This window comes from Lysinibacillus sphaericus (assembly GCF_000600105.1).
Classification (GTDB): Bacteria; Bacillota; Bacilli; order Bacillales_A; family Planococcaceae; genus Lysinibacillus; species Lysinibacillus sphaericus.
On sequence record NZ_CP006837.1, the window covers coordinates 2,422,220 to 2,442,205 of the forward strand.

Annotated in this window: 21 protein-coding genes and 2 riboswitches; of the genes, 6 read left to right on the forward strand and 15 right to left on the reverse strand. The window is 36.3% G+C overall.

Features of this window, described 5'->3' with window-relative positions; genetic code table 11:
- Positions 1–8: 8 nt before the first annotated feature.
- From msrB to T479_RS11275, 5 genes are all read right to left on the reverse strand, one after another.
- Positions 9–437 (reverse strand): peptide-methionine (R)-S-oxide reductase MsrB, encoded by a 429-nt coding sequence (gene msrB / locus T479_RS11255; protein WP_025219593.1) that lies wholly within the window; start codon positions 435–437, stop codon positions 9–11.
- Positions 434–964, reverse strand: coding sequence for a peptide-methionine (S)-S-oxide reductase MsrA (gene msrA / locus T479_RS11260; protein WP_024364121.1), 531 nt, complete (start codon positions 962–964; stop codon positions 434–436). The genes msrB and msrA overlap by 4 nt, the downstream gene beginning before the upstream one ends.
- Before the next feature lie 13 nt (positions 965–977).
- Positions 978–1,559: a YpmS family protein gene (locus T479_RS11265; RefSeq protein WP_024364120.1), complete on the reverse strand. Its 582-nt coding sequence runs from the start codon at positions 1,557–1,559 to the stop codon at positions 978–980.
- Positions 1,560–1,563: 4 nt separating this feature from the next.
- Positions 1,564–2,493, reverse strand: a complete 930-nt coding sequence (locus T479_RS11270; protein WP_227665351.1) for a GDSL-type esterase/lipase family protein — start codon at positions 2,491–2,493, stop codon at positions 1,564–1,566.
- A 187-nt stretch (positions 2,494–2,680) separates the two neighbouring features.
- On the reverse strand, positions 2,681–3,523 hold the full coding sequence (locus tag T479_RS11275; RefSeq protein WP_025219595.1) for a fatty acid kinase binding subunit FakB: 843 nt from the start codon (positions 3,521–3,523) through the stop codon (positions 2,681–2,683).
- A gap of 265 nt (positions 3,524–3,788) precedes the next feature.
- Between T479_RS11275 and trhA the strand changes: the two genes are divergently transcribed.
- From trhA to T479_RS11290, 3 genes are all read left to right on the forward strand, one after another.
- A complete protein-coding gene (trhA, locus tag T479_RS11280; protein ID WP_025219596.1) occupies positions 3,789–4,424 on the forward strand; it encodes a PAQR family membrane homeostasis protein TrhA in 636 nt (211 codons plus the stop codon).
- A 277-nt stretch (positions 4,425–4,701) separates the two neighbouring features.
- Positions 4,702–4,932: a helix-turn-helix domain-containing protein gene (locus T479_RS11285; RefSeq protein WP_081769894.1), complete on the forward strand. Its 231-nt coding sequence runs from the start codon at positions 4,702–4,704 to the stop codon at positions 4,930–4,932.
- Positions 4,933–4,947: 15 nt separating this feature from the next.
- Entirely contained in the window at positions 4,948–5,445 is a 498-nt protein-coding gene (locus T479_RS11290) for a hypothetical protein (RefSeq protein WP_025219598.1), read from the forward strand.
- 91 nt (positions 5,446–5,536) lie between these two features.
- On the opposite strand, the gene T479_RS11295 is transcribed toward T479_RS11290, so the two are convergent.
- The 3 genes from T479_RS11295 to T479_RS11305 form a co-directional block, all read right to left on the reverse strand.
- Positions 5,537–6,280 carry a YwqG family protein gene (locus tag T479_RS11295; protein ID WP_025219599.1) on the reverse strand — a complete coding sequence of 248 codons (744 nt, stop codon included), beginning with the start codon at positions 6,278–6,280 and terminating at the stop codon, positions 5,537–5,539.
- A gap of 443 nt (positions 6,281–6,723) precedes the next feature.
- Positions 6,724–7,146 carry a hypothetical protein gene (locus tag T479_RS11300; protein ID WP_025219600.1) on the reverse strand — a complete coding sequence of 141 codons (423 nt, stop codon included), beginning with the start codon at positions 7,144–7,146 and terminating at the stop codon, positions 6,724–6,726.
- Between the two features lie 358 nt (positions 7,147–7,504).
- The gene (locus tag T479_RS11305; RefSeq protein ID WP_025219601.1) at positions 7,505–7,984 is read right to left on the reverse strand and encodes a dihydrofolate reductase; all 480 of its coding nucleotides are present in this window, start codon (positions 7,982–7,984) and stop codon (positions 7,505–7,507) included.
- A 173-nt stretch (positions 7,985–8,157) separates the two neighbouring features.
- Between T479_RS11305 and T479_RS11310 the strand changes: the two genes are divergently transcribed.
- Positions 8,158–9,075: an alpha/beta hydrolase gene (locus tag T479_RS11310; RefSeq protein WP_025219602.1), complete on the forward strand. Its 918-nt coding sequence runs from the start codon at positions 8,158–8,160 to the stop codon at positions 9,073–9,075.
- A gap of 62 nt (positions 9,076–9,137) precedes the next feature.
- The gene (locus T479_RS11315; RefSeq protein WP_025219603.1) at positions 9,138–10,334 is read left to right on the forward strand and encodes a class I SAM-dependent rRNA methyltransferase; all 1,197 of its coding nucleotides are present in this window, start codon (positions 9,138–9,140) and stop codon (positions 10,332–10,334) included.
- A gap of 337 nt (positions 10,335–10,671) precedes the next feature.
- Here the strand turns inward: T479_RS11315 and T479_RS11320 are convergent, their stop codons facing one another.
- From T479_RS11320 to T479_RS11340, 5 genes are all read right to left on the reverse strand, one after another.
- On the reverse strand, positions 10,672–11,487 hold the full coding sequence (locus T479_RS11320) for a cytochrome c oxidase assembly protein (RefSeq protein ID WP_025219604.1): 816 nt from the start codon (positions 11,485–11,487) through the stop codon (positions 10,672–10,674).
- A gap of 22 nt (positions 11,488–11,509) precedes the next feature.
- Positions 11,510–12,025, reverse strand: a complete 516-nt coding sequence (locus T479_RS11325) for a DUF2243 domain-containing protein (protein ID WP_025219605.1) — start codon at positions 12,023–12,025, stop codon at positions 11,510–11,512.
- A gap of 546 nt (positions 12,026–12,571) precedes the next feature.
- A complete protein-coding gene (locus T479_RS11330) occupies positions 12,572–12,775 on the reverse strand; it encodes a hypothetical protein (RefSeq protein ID WP_024364109.1) in 204 nt (67 codons plus the stop codon).
- A gap of 236 nt (positions 12,776–13,011) precedes the next feature.
- Positions 13,012–13,686 (reverse strand): precorrin-3B methylase, encoded by a 675-nt coding sequence (locus tag T479_RS11335; RefSeq protein ID WP_025219606.1) that lies wholly within the window; start codon positions 13,684–13,686, stop codon positions 13,012–13,014.
- A gap of 50 nt (positions 13,687–13,736) precedes the next feature.
- Positions 13,737–14,732, reverse strand: a complete 996-nt coding sequence (locus tag T479_RS11340) for an ABC transporter substrate-binding protein (RefSeq protein WP_025219607.1) — start codon at positions 14,730–14,732, stop codon at positions 13,737–13,739.
- A gap of 169 nt (positions 14,733–14,901) precedes the next feature.
- A riboswitch (cobalamin riboswitch) is annotated at positions 14,902–15,087 on the reverse strand.
- A gap of 178 nt (positions 15,088–15,265) precedes the next feature.
- Between T479_RS11340 and T479_RS11345 the strand changes: the two genes are divergently transcribed.
- Positions 15,266–17,203, forward strand: coding sequence for an elongation factor G (locus T479_RS11345; RefSeq protein ID WP_025219608.1), 1,938 nt, complete (start codon positions 15,266–15,268; stop codon positions 17,201–17,203).
- Positions 17,204–17,288: 85 nt separating this feature from the next.
- On the opposite strand, the gene T479_RS11350 is transcribed toward T479_RS11345, so the two are convergent.
- Positions 17,289–18,062, reverse strand: coding sequence for a hypothetical protein (locus tag T479_RS11350; RefSeq protein WP_025219609.1), 774 nt, complete (start codon positions 18,060–18,062; stop codon positions 17,289–17,291).
- 272 nt (positions 18,063–18,334) lie between these two features.
- Positions 18,335–18,522: riboswitch (cobalamin riboswitch) on the reverse strand.
- A gap of 147 nt (positions 18,523–18,669) precedes the next feature.
- Positions 18,670–19,914: a methyl-accepting chemotaxis protein gene (locus tag T479_RS11355; RefSeq protein ID WP_024364104.1), complete on the reverse strand. Its 1,245-nt coding sequence runs from the start codon at positions 19,912–19,914 to the stop codon at positions 18,670–18,672.
- Positions 19,915–19,986 lie beyond the last annotated feature (72 nt).

Sequence of the window (19,986 nt, forward strand, 5' to 3'; positions counted from 1 at the left end):
TTTGCTTGTTACTTAAATAAGGCGCTATATTCAGCGTAGCCTTCTTGTTCTAAATCCGCTTTTGGAATAAAACGAAGTGATGCAGAATTGATACAATAACGCAAACCACCTAACTCTTGAGGACCGTCTGGGAAGACATGTCCTAGATGAGAATCAGCTTCCTTACTTCTTACCTCTACACGACGCATTCCATGAGAAGTATCAAAATGCTCCGTCACATGCTCTTGTGCAATTGGTTTTGCGAATGCTGGCCATCCACAACCAGAATTGAATTTATCATGGGAGCTAAAGAGTGGCTTTCCTGAAACAATATCTACATAAATTCCTTCTTCAAAATGTTGATCATATTCATTACGAAACGGTGGCTCAGTCCCATTTTCCTGCGTTACATAGTATTGCATATCTGTTAGTTCTTTTAAACGTTGCTCTTTATTCATTTTTTATGCCCCCAATGTTGTTCCTGAAATGCCTTGCGACCAGAACCTACTGCATAACGTTCGTAGTGCATTGGATTTTTTTTATAATAATATTGATGGTAGTCCTCCGCAGCATAAAATGTGCTTGCAGGTAAAATTTTTACAGCAATCGGCTTATCAAACTTACGAGAAGCTTCTAAATCTGCCTTTGAACGTTCAGCTAATTCACGCTGCTCTTCATCATGGTAAAAAATGGCCGTTGTATAGGATTGTCCACGATCAAAAAATTGCCCACCAGCATCCGTTGGGTCAATTAATGTCCAAAATGTAGCTAATAATTGCTCGTATGAATAGATGTCATCATCAAATGTAATTTGAACCGCTTCTACATGACCTGTTGTTTCCGAACAGACTTGTTCATAGCTTGGATTTTCAACATGTCCACCAGTGTAACCAGAGACGACAGCTTTAATGCCCGGTGTTTCATCGAATGGCTTGACCATACACCAAAAACAGCCGCCTGCAAATGTCGCATATTGTATTGCCATTTATTTTCACTCCTTATTTTCCTGGGACGATAATTTCCAATAAAATCTTATCGTTCGGTAAGTCTAATTCCTTCGCACGAACCCTCGAACCTGAAGCAATATTTACTCGCGATAAATCAATATAAATTTCAGCTTTATTTGGATTGACCGTAATCCATGAGGGGAAATCCACCGAATCTCGCATAATTTTCATGGTCGTCTCCGGCGGAATGTTTAAAAGCCCTACATTCATCCCTGTTTGCTTTAAGATAATATTGCCTTTTTCATCAACGATCGGGTCAAAATTCATTGAAATCGGAATTTCTGTATAAAAAACAGTTAATTTACTTCGTAATTCAATATCATCTCCAATGGTAAAATCCAATGGCAATGGTGAGCCTTTAGCTGTGTCCTTTAAATATTTTTTGGTAATTGACTCCAACTCTTTAGTAGTCGTTTGTACTACAAGAACATTACCTGTTACGTTTTCTTCACTGTCTGCACTCTTTGCTAATTCAAATCCTTCAACTGGCTTCGTTGCTAAATAAACGACGAGGAGAATTGAAAAAATAACCATACCTGCTAACGCAAAAAATGCGAATTTCCATTTATTCATTTTTTCACTCCCCGAAGCCTATTTCCTTATTAATTTTTTGTTCCATTTTACATTGCTCCATTGCTGCTAAAATTCGCTCCGTCATTTTATCGTACCCCTTTGCATTGGGGTGAAAAAAATCCGTGTGATAGACCAGTTCTTCATTTGAATCAAACAAGTCTTCTACAGAGACATAACAAGCGTTTGAATCCTTACTTGCTATTTCTTTGATAACGCTATTCCATTCTGTAATAATCGTATCAAATTCATTGGCCTCATTGGTGACAATTGAAAAGGGATTATAAAACCCGATAAGTAATAACGGTACAGTTGGATTTTTTGCACGTATATTGCCAATTATTTTACTGTAACGATTCTCATAGGTTAATAATTCCTTATCAAAGGCATCTCTTTTTAAGTTAAACAAGTCCTTTTTGACGACTTTCATTACATCATTGCCACCCATTGTTAATGAAATAAGCTGTGCTTGTTGTAACTCTTCATCATAATGCCCTTTTTTTAATAATTTTAATAGCTGATCGCTACGTCTTCCTCTTTTTCCCCGATTTTCAACCTTAACTTCTGATATCGAAGTCCAAGCTAACATTGAATCTGCTAATCTTCCAACATAACCGTCTTGACTATACTCATCCCCGACACCGTCTGTTAATGAATCTCCAAGTGCCAAGTAATGTAGTTGTTTTGCGTTGTCATCATCAATTTGCCGTAAATCCTCTGGTGTAGGCTCAAAAAAATGTTCAAAAATTTGCGTCAATACATTACTAGAGTGCTTTGTCTCTTCCTCTGCTTGTTGCTCATCCTGTCTCATATCTTGCTCCGTCCCTGACTGTTCATGTTTATCGTCAGCCTGCGGACTCGGTTCATCTATTGATATTGCACAACCACTTAGTATTAAGACGGTCAAACATGACAAAATAATTCGCCAGATGCCCATTTGACCACCTTCCATCATTTGCTGTTAGTTCTATTATAGATAGTTGTCACGACAAAGAAAAGTGACGATGCTCCAATTTATCAAGAAAAATCTAAGCATATTCATCTCAATACTTGTTAACCATTTTCCAAGCTGACTAAGAACAGTAAAAAGCTACTACAATTACTTATGTAGCAGCTCTTATCAATTATTCGGCAAAATAAATAAAACCAATTGCACCTGGACCGGTATGTGTAGAAATAATGGGAGAGGTAAAGGCAATTTCTACCTCATCAAAGCCTGTTCCTTCTACTAATTCTTTTAAGGGACCACCCATTGTTGTTAAACCGTCAGCATGTGAAATTCCTACTGCTTTTACTGATTTACCAGCAGTATCAGCTTGGAATTGCTTGAATAAGTAATTGACAACCTGTTTGTGACTACGAACTTTAGACACAGGATTATATGCGCCACCTTCTAAGTTCGCAATTACTTTTATGTTGAGCAAAGAACCGATAAAGCCTGTTCCTTTACCAATTCGACCGCCCTTAATTAAATTTTCAAGTGTATCAACAATCACATATAAATGTGTATTTTCACGTACTTTGTCTAAACGTGCGACGATTTCTTGCACAGTCGCTCCTGCATCGCGCATTTTAATGGCCTCTCGTAATTGTATCGCAAGCCCAATTGCAATAAAGCGAGAATCAATGACAGTTACATTTGCATCTGTCATTTGTGCCGCCTGTCGAGCTGATTCGACTGTTCCACTCATGCCACCTGTCATATGAATGGAAAGTATTTGATCTCCATCTTTTCCAAGCTCGTCGTACAATTCTTTAAATTTCCCTGGTGCAGGTTGAGAACTTTTCGGCAAATCTTTCGCATTTTTCATTAAACCTAAAAAAGTTTGTGGCTCTAAATCCACTCCATCTATATACGTTTTCCCATCAATTTGAATGGTTAACGGCACAATATGTATACCGTGTTGCATTACTTCTTCTTTTGTTAAATCACAAGTTGAGTCCGTTACAATATGAATTCGTCCCACTTCGACACATCCTTTTACTTCATTGAAATTATTATATAGACTAATGTTTCCATATGTAAACATGACATTTGTCATCTGACTTGTCTATTTCAAGTCTTTTCATTTACGCTACCTTGGATACTATAGCCTTTTTTCATTAAATTTGTCTAACATTTTCCTCTATAAATCGACATGACATTTTAGATAAGTAAATATATGACAAACATACATAGGAATAGTCCACTGAATAGGCTATTGTAAATATAGAACGAAGGAAGGGTGTACAATGATGAATTCATTTGACTATAAAACACGGAAGGAAGAATTGTGGAATGCCATTACTCACGGGGTAGGGTTGCTCGCAAGTATTCCAGCACTTGTAATGTTACTATTAACGGCTGTTCACAACGGGCGAGCACTGTATATTACAACTTTTAGTATTTTCGGTGCGTCTGTCATTATCTTGTTTATGATGTCAACCTTACTCCATAGTCTGCCTGAAAAATATAAATATTTTTTCTCTATTCTTGACCATGCCTCTATCTATATTTTAATTGCTGGGACTTATACACCGTTTTTATTAATCGCAATTGGGGGTACATTGGGAATAACACTATTATGTATTATATGGACACTTGCTTTACTTGGTGTACTATTTAAATGCTTTTTTATTCATCGTTTTGACATCCTATCTCTTGTTTTTTACATTGTTATGGGCTGGCTTATTATTTTTGCCATTAAGCCAATCTATCTGTACTTAGGAAGTCATGGTTTTGCTTATTTATTAGCTGGTGGTTTGTTCTATACTATTGGCGCTATCTTTTACGCGTGGCGCTCACTGCCCTATAATCATACAATTTGGCATCTTTTTGTGTTAGCAGGGTGTGGTTCAATGTATGCTTGTGTGTATCTGTATTTATAAATTAATGCATCCACAGCGAATATAAAAGACAACGCACGGTGTTACTCGATAAAATTTAAACAGTAATATCAAGAGGTTGTCTTTAATGTCACACATTATATTAAATAATTAGTACATCACTCATAATATAGTGGTGTACTTTTTTGTTTGTTAGACCTCTAAAGACCGCGTTTATCACCACCTCTACCCTTTATAAGCAAATATTTACAGTAATTAAATTTAATGGCAAAACAGAACGAATATTCCCGAAACATACATTCCATTTGGAGGCAATAGCCTGAAAGAATATACAGTAAAAGAAGTGGCTGACTTATTCGATAACCACGAAGAAACTATTAAACGTTGGATACGGTCAGGCAAATTCCCTAACGCATATAGAAATAGCGATAAAGAAGGTTGGAGAGTTATTGAATCTGATTTATTGAAACTTAATAAAATGATTCCAGTTAGTGAGTTTGAACAGAAAGGTACTATAAAATCTGAAGTCAACACGCTCGTACTGAACTGAAGGAAATTGAGTTGATTGAACAGTATAGAAAAGAGGAAGACTACGACCCCGACATTCAATTCAAAAAATAAACGGCCTTGGCTAACCGAAAATCATAAAAGACTTAGTGACTGGGCGATACGAATAGGCAAAGAAACAATTGATTGGTTAATAAACAAGGGTATACCTGTCTCTTTTGCCAATGTTGCTCAATGGTCTAAAGAAGTCGATACCGAAGGTAAAGGGATTCACGAAAATACAATACAGTCAAATGAAGAGTTGTATGAATATTACAAGCAACATAGTAAAACCTTTAAACAGAGAGAAAAAAACAAAGGAATTAAAACAAACAACTTGAATCTGGACGTTAGTTTCCAAATACTTAAACCCAATCGTTATCTTGACAATCTTCATAGGAAGTATATGAAACTATCAAAGCAAGAACTTGCACAAAGACTAATTCTTGCTGAACAGTATATTTCAGAAAACGAAAATAAATGGGTTAAAGCTTATTTTGAATCATTTAAGGAGTAAAAAGAGACAGCGATTGCTGTCTCTTCTTCAACTAAAGCACCCCGTTACACTAAGTGAAATGTTTCATAAATCTCTTTTTCCCAATTGCTCTTTAGCCTGCATCTGACTTTAGCTTACTAAAGTCCAAGTTTTTCAGTCGTTCTATTTCAATAAATATCATTAATTTATCGCCGTCATGCCAACACCACTCAAGACTCTCGTCCGAATCAACGGTTAAAAGTGAGATCCATTCTGCTCCAGGCGTTGGATCATATGCTAGTGTAGAATGCGAAGGGTAACCTAGAAGATAGTCTGAACTTTTATGTAGAGAATCCCGGATTTCGGTGTATATGTCGCTCTGTGCATCATCGAAAGGCCAGTCCTTCAACTGGTATTCGTCATAAGGAATATCAATAGTCGGGAGAAACTCAATCACTGTGGTCTTGCCAATATCTGAATGGGGTGGCATCATCGTCTCAAGATTCGTTGTTTCGGGAATATAGATACCATGAATATATCCGTCCTCAAACGCCTCTAGATAACCATCATCTTCATTATCATAATCATCTGCTACAAAGAGACTTAGGAGTCCTTTCGATGGCAGACCTCTTTCAGTTGAAGTGATTTCTGCGAAATTAATCTGGCCAAGGAAGCGATAAGGCTTCTTATCATACGTTGGCCATTCGCTACCAATTGGTAAATCAGGTGCTCCACCAAAACGACTACAGCCCAATTGTGGTTCGGCATCTGTATGTCTAAGTATATCAATTGCTGGCCTCAATACTTGAGATAAATACTCTTTATGATTTGCAATATTTGACTGTTCAATCATCTCTAGAAATTTATTCTTAATCATTATATCCTCCCTGCGTATGTTTTTCTTTAAATGCGGTTTAAATTTCCCACATATTTAATTGTACTTCATGGTAGTTGCGAAACCAACAATAATACCAATAAAGGAAAAAATAGAAAGTTTGTTGTGTGAGAGTTAACAACACTCTTCAACTAACCTGCTCCGTTAATTGAAGAAGAAAAAGATGAGACCTGTTAAATCCCAACTTGAAGTATAACCGCCGTTAGTTTAAGCTTTACGCATCCTAATTTTTTAATTGTTTTGCATAATCAATCTTATTTATTTTTAACAACCACATTCTGTTTGCTCACCATTTATTAATGAAACCAAAGGATAATTCATAGTCATCCAAGCTAATCGTAAAAATAAGACTGCTTATTAGCAACCTTGTTCTTAAGCTCTTACACTTTTTAGTTTAAGTACAATTCCGTAAAACTGCTGTACTTTCATAGTTTTGAGTCAATCATATAGAACCAGTCTTTATTGCTTATAAATACATCAGTTAAATATCCGTAAATTCTATCTTCATTTTCCCAAATCCATTTATCAATATGTTCCATTATGGTTTCATCACTATATTTATTTATCCCCATCATATATATAGTAAGGATTTTATTTTCTTCTTTCGCTTTAAGTCTACCTATAAGTGTAGAGGCTGAAGTATCATCTAATATTTCATAATATGTCCAAACTCCCGACCTATTGGACTGTGATTTCCAATTCATAATCTCTCTTAATTCAACATACCAATCAGGTAAGGTACTTTGTTCTCTTAATTTAAAATATGCAATAGTAAATAATTCAACCATTGAATGGTAATCATTGATGTTGTTAAAAAAGTTATCCATATATGTTTTACTAAATTTCATAGTTATACTTCCCCCTCATAAAAATAAATAGCAATTTATTTCAAAAACTATTTCTATTTTACAATTATACAGCAGCTTCAACTTCATTCTTCCACTAACCTGCACTGTTAGTTGAATAGCAACAATTTTTTAGAAAACAACCTATATTATTACATAGAAGTTTAAGAATTAGGCTTTAATGTACAATTAATAATTGATATAAGCTCCTTTTAAATTACTGCAACATTAGATTGATTTAATGTTGTAGTAATTTGGGGCATCTGAGTTAAAAAAGAGGATAGATAGAGCCAATTTATGTAAGCTCTTCTATCCTTTTAATTTCTATATATAATGTGTGATATTAAATTAGAATCCCATGTCATTGTCTGCGTTCAAAAATTTGATATTGAAATGTGTAACCTTCAGGTGCTGTTTCTGGTTCTTGTGACGCAACTAAAACAAACTCTTCTTCATATGCTGGAAAAAAAGTATCCCCTTTAAAAGAATGATTAATTTTTGTAATGTATATGCGATCAGTTAACTCCATAGATAGTCTAAAAATTTGTTCACCGCCAATAATCATGATTTCCGGCACGTCCCCCGCTAACGCAAGAGCTTCCTCAATACTTGTCGCCGTTTCTATTCCATCCGCACGATAATTTGCATCACGTGTAACGACAATATTTCGTCGTCCTGGTAGCGGTCGTCCAATCGATTCAAATGTTTTACGTCCCATAATCATAGGCTTGCCCATCGTTTTTTCCTTAAAATATTGTAAATCTCCCGGTAAATGCCACGGCATACCGTTTTCATAGCCAATAACATGGTTATGATCATGTGCTACTATTAATGAAATCATGCTTACCCTCCAAGTTATATCCTTCATTCTATTATAAACATATTTTTACTTTACTATCGGAATATTTCTGCTCATTATTAAAATAATTTTCTTAATTGATACTAAAACCTAGTAAAATTATAAGAATAGTTTATAATAAGAATTAATACTTAAACGATTAAAGGATGATGATCATGACACGTTTAACAAAAGAGGCTATTCGCTATATTCAAGAAACAGCTAGAATACCCCATTATTATGAAATGACACCACAGGAAGCAAGAAACTCACGTACAGTTCCACCATGGCAATCTAGCCATTCACCACAACTTGCTTCTATAAAAAATAAAAAAATTAGCGTGCGTGATGGCCAAGAAATAAATATTCGCATTTACATTCCGGAACAGGCAGAAAAATTACCCGTAATTATTTATTATCACGGTGGTGGCTGGGTATTCGGCAATTTAGAATCCGCTGATGCAGGTTGTCGGCTACTTGCAGACAAAGCCCATGCCATTGTCGTATCTATCGATTATCGCTTAGCACCAGAATACCCATTCCCAATACCTTTACACGATGCCTATGATGGTTTACTGTGGGTTTTTGATAATATTGCAACTTTTGGTGGTGATAATAGCCAATTATCAGTAGCTGGTGATAGTGCAGGAGGAAACTTAGCAACTGTTGTTAGCTATTTAGCTGCTACATTTAATGGCCCTAAAATCACTGCGCAAGCATTGATTTACCCTGTTGTAAATCTTGATTTTACGACGGCTTCTTATAATGCTTATGGCGAACACTTTGGTTTAGATAAACAAGGGATGCAATGGTTTGCAGGGCAATATACGGAGACAAACTACTTTACGAATCCACTTGTCTCCCCTTTGCACATTGAAAACTTGAGCGTTCTTCCCAAAACAATGATTATTGCGGCAGAAGCAGATGTACTCTACGATGAAGGACTTGCATATGCTCAAAAATTAGCTAGGGCGGGTGTTTATGTAGAACATATCCCTATGGCTGGTTTGATTCATAGTTACTTCAGTAAAATGGCGTTTTTTGAAGCAGCCACAATTGAAACAGTTGAAAAAATTGCGACATTCGTGAAATAAGTTTGTGTAATGCTACTAAACAATGCGATAATAGAGCAAAATGTTTTTTAAAGGATGACAACATGACACAAACTATTGCTTTACAAATTAACAATCAATTTGCAGGACCATTAAAAAAGGGTTATCCGCTTATTTTAAAAGATGCCGTTGATACACGTAAACTACCTTCTGAAGAAGGTGCCTTACTTCGTCTATTAGATATTCATAACCGGTTTATTGGGACTGGCTATTATGGTATCCAAAATAAAGGCATTGGCTGGCTGTTAACAACCGATGCCGATGAAGAAATTGACAAGACTTTTTTTGCAAAAAAAATTAAAAAAGCCGTTCAAAATCGTGAATTATTCTTTAACAATCCTAATACGACTGCTTTTCGTGTCTTTAATGGCGAAGGTGATGGCATCGGTGGTATAACAATTGACTTCTTCGATGGCTATTATATGGTGTGTTGGTATAGTGCCGGCATTTATTCATTTAAAGAGGTCATTTATGAGGCACTTTCAGAAACCGTAAACTATAAAGCGATATATGAGAAAAAGCGTTTTGATAGTAAAGGGCAATATATCGAACAAGACGATTTTGTAATGGGCACGCCTGGTGAGTTTCCACTAATCGTGAAGGAAAATGGCATGAATTACGCTGTCCATTTAAATGATGGTGCTATGACAGGCATTTTCCTCGACCAGCGTGAAGTACGACTTGCTATTCGTGAACGCTATTCAAAAGCTAAAACTGTGTTAAATACATTTTCGTATACAGGTGCGTTTTCTGTAGCAGCAGCACTAGGTGGAGCTATGAAAACGACAAGTGTCGATGTAGCCAAACGTAGCTTAGCCAAAACAATTGAGCAATTTAGTGTCAATGATATTGACTATGAAGCACAGGATATTAAAGTAATGGATGTATTCCATTATTTCAAATATGCACAACGCCATCAGTTGAAATTTGACCTCGTTGTATTAGATCCTCCTAGCTTTGCTCGAACAAAACAAATTACGTTTTCAACTGCTAAAGACTATCCTAAGCTATTAAAGGATGCAATCGCAATTACTGAAAAAAATGGTATTATTGTGGCTTCTACGAATAATGCAAGCTTTGGTATGAAAAAATTTAAAGGATTTATCGAGCAAGCATTTAATGACACGCATACTCGTTATAAAATTGTGGAGGAATACGGTTTACCAAAGGATTTCCGTGTGCCACGTGAGCATCCTGAATTCAACTACTTAAAAGTTGTTTTTATTCAAAAGCTAAACTAAAAAGTGTGACTTAAGTAAAGTCACTCACAAAGCTAGTAGACAAAGTCGAGTTTTTCAACTTTGTCTACTAGTTTTTCTTAAATCAAGCTTCCAATAAGTTCTTTATCTGACATAGCAAAAGCTTTGACTCAACATCTAAAAGCGAGAGTGAAAGTAAAAGTTTTATTCCCTTTTTATGACTACCAATCCATAAAAAAATAAAAGTGTTAGACCACCTTCCTTCAGTCAACCTAACACTTTTTTTGAGCGTATAGACGCCAAATTTATAATCATTCCCAATTTCGTTATCAACAATTTTTACGCGAATGCGCTGAAAACATATTCAGTAAAAATGGTGCTAGACAGAATCAATTTGTCGATTTTCTAAACTATCGCTTTTTTGCATCGGTTCTACTATTCGCGGTCTTACTGCTTTGTACCATTGTAAGCAAAGCATGAAAATGATCATCGCATCAATTACATCTCCACCATAATACATAACCTTACTTCCGATTTCTGCTTGTGCTATTGGCACACCTTCAGGCGGATGCGCATAAATATATTTTGATAAAATTCCATGTCCGGCCAATGCTATAATTAAAACGATTGCTCTGTAAATAAAGGATTTTCTGTAAGGTACGGGGTCTACATAAAGAATAGAGATTGTAAATACATACCCCGCTAGAAATACATGTAAATGGACAACTACATGTAAGTAACTATTGTCATGCATAAGTGCATATAGGTTAGTCGTGTATAATAACCAAAGCCCTCCGATATTCAGTAAAGTCGCAACTATTGGATGTGTAAGTATACGAAGAGGCCAGCTTTTTAGTATTTTGGTAAGTGCACGTGCTAATGAAGTACTCAAAGTTCTTAGTAAAAGTGTCATAGGCGCTGCCATCACAATAAGCAATGGCGCTAACATGCCTAAAAGTAAATGACTCACCATATGTGCCGTAAAATCCATCGTTGCACGATTTGCTAAAGGCCCAGCAACCGCTATAACCGCTAATACTATCCCTAAAACAAAACATACAATGCGATAAAGGGGCCACGTTTTATAATGACGATTTGAAATAACAATAGCACTAATATACATGATTAATAAAATACTAAATAACAATAAAAAAAATAGTTGTGCATAATCGTGTAGAAAGCCGTCCTGATTCATCTGAGCAATATGATTACTATGTTTAGCGCTCATAAGATGTAGCCTCTTGTATGTGATAAGCGTTTTTAGTACGGATAGTAAGATAAATCCCTATAATGAGTAGTATTGCAGCAAGGATATTCCAAATTAAATCGTATGTTATTACATTTTCTACATACCTTATCTGATGTATCCGCATTAACTTATGTTGAATAATACCATCATATAATTGAAACCCTCCTGCTCCTAAAAATACACCACCTAGCCATCTTGCTAACCTTAGTCCATTTTTGCGACGTAAATCTGCAAATAAAAATAAACCTGCAATTGTCGCAAACCAACTAAATGCGTGGAAAAAACCATCCGATATTAAACCAATATCAGTTGTCGATTTATCGTAAAAATGATGCCAGCGTAATAGTTGATGAAAAAAGGTTTCATCTATAAATGCAACTAATCCTATACCAAAAAGAAACCCTGACCATACATTTCGCTTTGCATAAGGATGTCCATTTTTTAGCATTGAACGATTATTCTCTTCATGGGTTTTTATAATCATTCCTTCTTTCTCTAAGTTTGTGTTATTATTCCCTAATGTCACAGCGATTACACCTTCAATTAAATAGTACAAATGAAGTTAATAATTGGCACTAATAAAAGCCCCTAAAATCTTCAATCTTTAGGGACCTATCACTTCATTCTTATAATTTTTAGTGTGGGCAATGTGAACGAAATCATTCACAAAATTTTCGCAGTGCCGCACTCAATTCTTCACTAACCATTAGTACACCATGAGCAGTGATCATTACATTAGGCTTTAATGCTGCTAACTTTTGGCATGCCATCAAGCAATACAAATTCTTTCTTATGCGGATTCCCGTATAGCACTAGATTGACAAAACTGTATACATATATACCTTATCTAATACTTCTAGTAACAGTTACATTCAGTCAAAAATAGTTTGTCAAAATCTTTAATTATGTCTATGCATTATTTAAAGTATAGAATGACAATAAAAAGACAAAATATAAGTTCGTAGTGTTTCACTACTTATAGGGCTGCTGAGAGAAATCAAAGCAGCTTTTTGTTATTTTTCCCTATATTTTAAGTCATCAATTTTTCCATAATAGCCCAAACTTTATTGTACGATGAATGGGGTTGCTTTTTCTCATTTTGAATCCCGCGTCTTACTAAACGAAATCCTCTTGCTTCAAGATCTGCAATAGCAACATCTAACTCTTTATTATTTTTGCGCTGTATTGGCGGTAATCGAAACACACCATTTTGTGCTGATAAACGATTAAACATTTCTACATCCCCTTAAAATGTAATCGACTTAGCGTGAGCACATGACATATGATTTATTCAACTAAACTGCCGGTATATATGTCCAATTTAAGAAAAAGAAAAAGTGTTAAATTGACATTAGTCAATCTAACACTTGAGTACAAGTTGCTTCCCGTTCTTCGCTCCATAGGGTCTATCTATCATTTTGGATAACGATACTGTCATCGTACATAAACAACGAAAAGGATAACTTTACTTTATTTTACATTATGCATTATTTGCCAATATTCAGCAGTATTCGTTCTGCGATAAAATTTATAGAACGGCTCATTTGGCCGTGCATGTTGTTGATATACCCCAATTATACGCTGTAAAAAGCTGGCTATTTCTTGCGCGGAAACGCCTTTAGCAAATAGTGTACCCGCCTGTGCTTTTGCCCCCATTGGAATAGCACCTAAATAAACATCGAAGCTATCTTTTTGATAGACAAGTCCAATATCATCATAGACGGCATTATAGCAAGCGGACGCACAGCCATTGACATTTAAACGCAGTCTGGAAGGCACCGTTTGTCCCTGCAACTCAATGTATAATTGTTCTGTTATCTCCGCCGCTTCCATCCTCTCTCCATCACAAAAATCACAAGCCTTGAACGCAACGATGGAGCCTGATGGTGTCATATATAAGCCCGCTTCTTGCAGTTCACTTATAATGTCTTGAACTGTTTGCGTAGGGATAGACAACAATAGATTATAGGATGCTGAATATTTAATGGCCCCACTGTCCCCTACGACTTCTGCAATTTTTTGAAATTGCGCGGGTGTATAATGTTTATTGATAATACCAGGACTTACTGCTAGACGAGTAAATTGACCATCTATATTTAATTTTTCAAATGTACATTCTGGTATATTTGAACGAAATGCATTCATTTTTTATTCTCCTTAAAAAAAGCTAGCATATAGCTAGCTATCTGAAGTTATTAAAAATTTTCCGGATAGAATCCTTTAGCCAAAATGTTGATAGCCTCTGCCGCACGAACCCCTTCTGAAGCAGCTGAAAGCGGTAATATGACAAAACGCTCATTGTGCACAGCATCTGTTTCCTTTAATGCAGGATCATTTTTCAGGAAATGTATTTTGTCTTCAGCACTTTGAGAACCATAATCAATCACGACAATTACTTCCGGATTGCGTTCTACTGTTTCTTCTTTTGAGACAGTTGTCCATCCAGATTCAACTTCACCAAAAATGTTTTTACCACCAGCGACAGTGACAAGCTCATTCATAAAATTTTGAGCAGCAGTAAAGACTTCCTTATCTCCACTATCATAGACAAGCACACGTAGCTCCTTTTCCCCTTGCGGTAACTTTGCACGTACTGCATCAACTTCTTTTGTCATTTGATCGACTAATGCTTCTCCTCGATCTTCAACACGGAAAATTTTTGCGATATTGCGAATATCCCTAAAAATATCATCTAGCGTTGGTTTCGTTATACTTGAAGATTGATGTAAATATGTGTGGATACCAAGTGTCTCTAATTCTTCTGGTGTACCAACACCCTTTTCACTAAAGCCACTTTTCCATCCAGCGTATAAAAAATCGGCTTCACTATCTATCACTTGTTCTTTTGTTGGATACTGCTCTGCTATTACTGGTACTTTTTCGTAGGCAGCTTGTAAAGGTTCATAAATTTTATCATCCAAATAGGCTGTACCAACCATTGAATCTTCTAAGCCTAAAGCTAACATAATTTCCGTTACATGCTGATTTAAACTAATCGCCTTTTTAGGTGCTTCTGTATAAACTTGTGTAGTACCATTATTGTCAATGGTTACTTCTGTCGTCTCGCTTTGAGCAGGCTCGATATGCTCACTTTGTGCAGCACTTTGCGAATTGTCTTTCGCACTACAAGCGCCTAAAATGCTTATAATCGCAATGGCAACAACTAGCCACATGCCTTTCCATTTGTTCATGGTTCCATTTCTCCTTTAGTTATGTATTTGGATTTGGATTTGTATAGGAAGAAATCAATGATTTCCTTGCTACTAGCACATAAAAAAAACCCCTTGTTTCCAAGAGGGTGTCATAGTGATAAATACATTGGGTATTTAAACAATCACTATCACCATCCTCGTGGTGTTAAGTAAATAATACATATTGGCAGGTATCCTGGCTTAGGTTCATCGCTTATACGTCTTCCCATAGTTCAACTACAGTGACTATTGTATAAACTCCCCATTTACAGTTGCGGGACAGCATCGGAATTTCACCGATTTCCCTTTTAAGCAAATGACTAAAGCCATTTGCACCAATATATAGCAGTTTTTAGTTATAAAAATAGACTAGCAGAAGGTATTTTTGATTTCAATCACACAAAAAAATCCATAAATGATACTTGTTAATAAACTATCACTATTTAAACACGAATGCGAACTATTTGTCACGAAATGTTTGAGCGATCATTCTGGTACAATGAGAAGAGACTACATTAGAAATGAGGATTTTTATGTATAAAACGATTGGTGTGCTCGCACATGTCGATGCAGGAAAAACAACTTTTTGTGAGCAATTATTATTTCACACAAATAGTATCCAATCTCGTGGAAGAGTCGATCATCAAGATACATTTTTAGATAATCATGCAATTGAACAAGCCCGAGGAATTACCATTTTTGCGGAACAAGGACGGATGCAAATAGAAAATGATACATATACGCTGATTGACACACCCGGGCATGTAGACTTTTCACCTGAGATGGAGCGTGCTATACGTGTAATGGATTATGCCATCATTATTGTCAGTGCAGTAGAGGGTGTACAAGGTCATACAGAAACGGTTTGGCAATTGCTCCGTCAATACCAGATACCAACCTTTTTCTTTATAAATAAAATCGACCGCGAAGGGGCAGATATCAATGCGGTGATGAACCAATTACAAAAAGACTGTTCCGACAACATCCTGTTAATCGATGCCCCATTACGCAAAGATTTTATACAAAGCTATATTGCAGAGTGGCTAGCCGAGCGTGATGAACAACTACTCGAGGCCTTTTTAACAGATACACTCGATGCCTCAACGTGCCTGTCACAATTACAAAAGATGATTAACGAAGAGCGAGCATTTCCCTGCTTTGTTGGTGCTGCTTTAAAAGATATTGGGATCAAGGAATTTGTATCACAACTTCCTCTCCTGACAGAGACACACTTCGACCATGAAGCACCCTTTCAAGGGGAAGTATTTAAAATTCGCCATGATGGCACACAACGCTTAACTTTTATAAAAGCTTTACAAGGAACATTGCATACTCGTGATGACTTTGCATTTGGCGATGTTACCGAAAAAATAACTGAAATTAGGCTGTATAATGGGCGTCGTTTTCAGACAGCCCAAGCCGTACAAGCAGGAGACATTTTTGCAGTGAAAGGGCTTAGCCTGGCGAAGATAGGAGACATTTTAGGAAGTACACTACTCCCAAAACCTTATGAACTTGTGCCTACATTACAAGCAAAAGTACTGTATGAAGGGCAACAGCATATAAAGGAAATTTTACAGATTTTTCGTTTACTAGAAGCCGAGGAGCCATCGTTACGAGTCGTTTGGCAAGAAAAATTCCAAGAAATTCATGTACATATTATGGGTGTCATACAACTTGAAGTACTTGCTGAAGTATTAAAAAATCGCTTTTCACTTGTTATTACCTTTGATAAACCTCAAATTTTGTATATGGAAACTATTGCAACGACTGTAACAGGCTACGGACATTTCGAACCGCTCAAGCATTATGCCGAGGTACACTTATTCATGGAGCCGAACATCCGCGGAACTGGGAATACGTTTGTTAATGCCTGTCATGCTGATGATTTATCAGTAGGTCACCAACGCCTTATCGAAAAACATTTATTTGAACGCGAGCATCACGGTTTATTAACTGGTTCTCCTGTTACTGATATTCGCTTTACACTGTTGACAGGACGAGCTCATATCAAGCATACCGAAGGAGGAGATTTTCGGGAAGCTACTTTCCGTGCATTAAGACAAGGGCTAGAACAAGCCGAAAATATCTTACTTGAGCCCTATTACCGCTTCAAAATGAAAGCATCCAATGATTTTATCGGCCGAATGATGAACGATATTCAACAAGCAGACGGTACTTTTGACTCACCGATCTTGTCAGAGGAGCAAGTCATTTTAACAGGACGTGTACCAGTTGCAACATTTATGCACTATAGTACTACTTTTGCTACTTACACAAACGGCAAAGGCTCTTTATCTTTACAATTCGATGGCTATGATATATGTCATAATAGCGAGGCAATAATCGCACAAATCAATTATAATAAACAGGCTGATCCTGACTATACGTCGTCAAGTATTTTTTGTGCGAAAGGAAAAGGCTATGCAGTTCCATGGTATGAGGCAAAAGCAGCCATGCATTGTCTATAAAATAAAAAGGCATCGAAATTTCTCGATGCCTTTCAGAAAAAAATCGAATATTGCATAGTATGCATATCGATACAGATATAAAAATTTACAACGCTTTTTTCGTTTTCTTTTTCAAAGAATTCGCTGACTCCACAATCACATACCCATGATGATTTGAGAAATCTACAAGAACCGACCCAGGTTTACTTTTTAAAATCTGTAATTGCTCAATGCGTTGCAGCAACAATTGATGACCATTGCCACGCGGATGCCAATTTAAATGATAATCATTTAATTCTTTTACACTTTGTAAAAACTGAGCATATTCACCCTCTACATAGTCTATTAAATGTTGTATTTTACTATAATCTTGATTTTCCTGAATTAATAACGATAAGTCTTGCAAATACGTTTGATAAAAACGCATTACCATCGAACATAGTAAATCATTGACTCTTGCAGCACTTAAAATAGGTTTGGGCTCTACATTCAGGCGATCCAAATTGGGTTTAGCTCGAATTGAATCGATGCGTGTAATTAAATGATAGGCCTCCTCATTTACTTCATAAACAATCGGATTGGTCGGCATATACATCATAAAACCATTCTTTTTTGTTTTCAATTCATCAGCCACACTTGCTTTTGCAAATAGGTATCCTTCATAGACATCATTTTGAATCCAAATAATGTCTTTATTATAAAAAATGCAGTCAAACAATCGATCGTGCGGAATAAGCCCTGTGGCTAAAAACTGATCAACTAGCGCCTCAATGACCATTCTCGTTTTTCGTTGCTTGGCAACTTCCATGCGCGGTTGCTTACAAATCTTCATATCAACATTTTTCTTTTCTCGTGTTGAACATACCTGAATTTTTGTCATACTTGCACCTCTTCTCGTACATATTTTCAAAACAAAGGTATCGATTACATAAAAAATACGGATTTCCTAAAAATGTAGAGGAAATCCGTGATTATGGCTATCGTACTTAAAAAATATCATTCATCCGATAACATCAAACAGTGCACCAATGGAAGCGATTTGGCTTGATGCCGTATCCCTTTATATCCTTTGGTGTTGGTCGTTTGACGTACTGTGACGAACAGATTATTCTGTTTTGTCAACATGCCACCTCCTATTCCTCGTAGGTTTATGGTGTGTACTCGTAACAGGCAGGTCTCCTGACTTATGGTCATCGCTTCTTTTCACCTTCCCGTCGTTTGACAGTGGTCATAATTTGAAAAGACGCTCACATTCACAGTTGCGGGACAGCGTCGGATTTGCACCGACTTCCCTTTTAAGTAAATTGCATGCAATTTACACCTCTTACTACACGCTATTCAGTTGTTAAGGAATTTATTGGAAAATTCCTACTAAACTATTACATTATATTGTAAAGTAGTGGTATTTTAAAGTCAAACAGCAGCCTAAATGTATGTGCACTTGCTAAAATGACTATCTATCACCTAAATAACTATCCGTTGTTAATTTATACATGAATTTGATTTGTAATCTTTTGTAAATCATCAGCCTGTATCGTTAATTCCTGTGAAACTTGATTGACTGCTTGCATGGAAGCCGTTTGCTCATCCATGGACTGTAGCACAGCTTCTGTATAGCTGGACAATTGATCCATACCCCCTGCAATTGTTGACACGAGATTAGCTACCTCATTTGCACGATTTGACAAGTAATTTACAGTTGTCGAAATGCCTTCGAGTTGGTCAGTCATTTGGCTCACGTGCTGCGAAATATTGCCAAAAGATTTTGTTGCTTCATCAATGACATAGACCCCCTGTTGAACATTTTTCAAGTCTTCTTCCACAGCCACAGCAACTTGTTTCGTATCATTTTCAATACCTACTACAAGGTCCACAATTTGAATAGCAGAATGCTTGGATTGCTCTGCTAAATGACGAACTTCTTCCGCAACGACCGCAAAACCTTTCCCATGTTCTCCAGCACGTGCCGCTTCAATCGCAGCATTTAGAGCAAGTAAATTCGTTTGATCTGTAATCGTTGTAATCATTTCTGTCATTTTTTTAATATCTGTCATTTTATTTGATAAGTGTTTTATTAAGGTACTCGTTTTATCTGTTGACGATGAAATAAACTCCATCTGGTTTTTCGCAACATGCAAAATTTCTGCACCATTACCTGCGATATCATTCGCTTCTTTCGCGTGGTTGAAAACATCCTGTGTGGCAATCGAAATACGCTCAATGCCATCTACTGTTTCCTGCATTGCAACAGCACTATTGTTTGCCGATTGTGCGGCTTGTTTAAGGCCATTTGACGTTTTTTCCATTTGATGGTCAACTTCTTCCACAGCCATTGTAATTTCATTTGTACTTGCAGACAACTCTTCGATACTGGCAGATAAATCTGTCGAACTGTTGGCAATTGTTAGTGTCATCGTACGCAATTGCTCTTTCATCTCTATAAAAGCTTTTGCTAATTCTGAAATCTCACTATTGTCTTGTACAGTAATGACATCAGAGTCAAAGTTCCCTACTGAAATTGCTTTCGCAGCATTAGATAATTGGTTAATAGGTTGAATCACTTTATATTTAACATAGAAGATATAGGATAAAGTAATGGAGATACCAATAATCGTTAATATTGTAGATAGCCATGCTAATGCTGTTAAATTAGCAAGATCTATAATTAATACTACAATCATTATTAAATTTAATAATGAAAACCCAAAAATACTTTTTTTTCGTAAAGTCATACCAAAATCCCCTAACTATAATATTACTATAATACCATTATTATAGTTTATTTATCCTAAGATTGATAGAAA

Coding starts and splice junctions, on each gene's coding strand:
- msrB (WP_025219593.1), bottom strand. CDS start 437: ATGAATAAAGAGCAACGTTTAAAAGAACTAACAGATATGCAATACTAT.
- msrA (WP_024364121.1), bottom strand. CDS start 964: ATGGCAATACAATATGCGACATTTGCAGGCGGCTGTTTTTGGTGTATG.
- T479_RS11265 (WP_024364120.1), bottom strand. CDS start 1,559: ATGAATAAATGGAAATTCGCATTTTTTGCGTTAGCAGGTATGGTTATT.
- T479_RS11270 (WP_227665351.1), bottom strand. CDS start 2,493: ATGGGCATCTGGCGAATTATTTTGTCATGTTTGACCGTCTTAATACTA.
- trhA (WP_025219596.1), top strand. CDS start 3,789: ATGATGAATTCATTTGACTATAAAACACGGAAGGAAGAATTGTGGAAT.
- T479_RS11295 (WP_025219599.1), bottom strand. CDS start 6,280: ATGATTAAGAATAAATTTCTAGAGATGATTGAACAGTCAAATATTGCA.
- T479_RS11300 (WP_025219600.1), bottom strand. CDS start 7,146: ATGAAATTTAGTAAAACATATATGGATAACTTTTTTAACAACATCAAT.
- T479_RS11305 (WP_025219601.1), bottom strand. CDS start 7,984: ATGATTTCATTAATAGTAGCACATGATCATAACCATGTTATTGGCTAT.
- T479_RS11310 (WP_025219602.1), top strand. CDS start 8,158: ATGACACGTTTAACAAAAGAGGCTATTCGCTATATTCAAGAAACAGCT.
- T479_RS11315 (WP_025219603.1), top strand. CDS start 9,138: ATGACACAAACTATTGCTTTACAAATTAACAATCAATTTGCAGGACCA.
- T479_RS11320 (WP_025219604.1), bottom strand. CDS start 11,487: ATGAATCAGGACGGCTTTCTACACGATTATGCACAACTATTTTTTTTA.
- T479_RS11325 (WP_025219605.1), bottom strand. CDS start 12,025: ATGATTATAAAAACCCATGAAGAGAATAATCGTTCAATGCTAAAAAAT.
- T479_RS11330 (WP_024364109.1), bottom strand. CDS start 12,775: ATGTTTAATCGTTTATCAGCACAAAATGGTGTGTTTCGATTACCGCCA.
- T479_RS11335 (WP_025219606.1), bottom strand. CDS start 13,686: ATGAATGCATTTCGTTCAAATATACCAGAATGTACATTTGAAAAATTA.
- T479_RS11340 (WP_025219607.1), bottom strand. CDS start 14,732: ATGAACAAATGGAAAGGCATGTGGCTAGTTGTTGCCATTGCGATTATA.
- T479_RS11345 (WP_025219608.1), top strand. CDS start 15,266: ATGTATAAAACGATTGGTGTGCTCGCACATGTCGATGCAGGAAAAACA.
- T479_RS11350 (WP_025219609.1), bottom strand. CDS start 18,062: ATGACAAAAATTCAGGTATGTTCAACACGAGAAAAGAAAAATGTTGAT.
- T479_RS11355 (WP_024364104.1), bottom strand. CDS start 19,914: ATGACTTTACGAAAAAAAAGTATTTTTGGGTTTTCATTATTAAATTTA.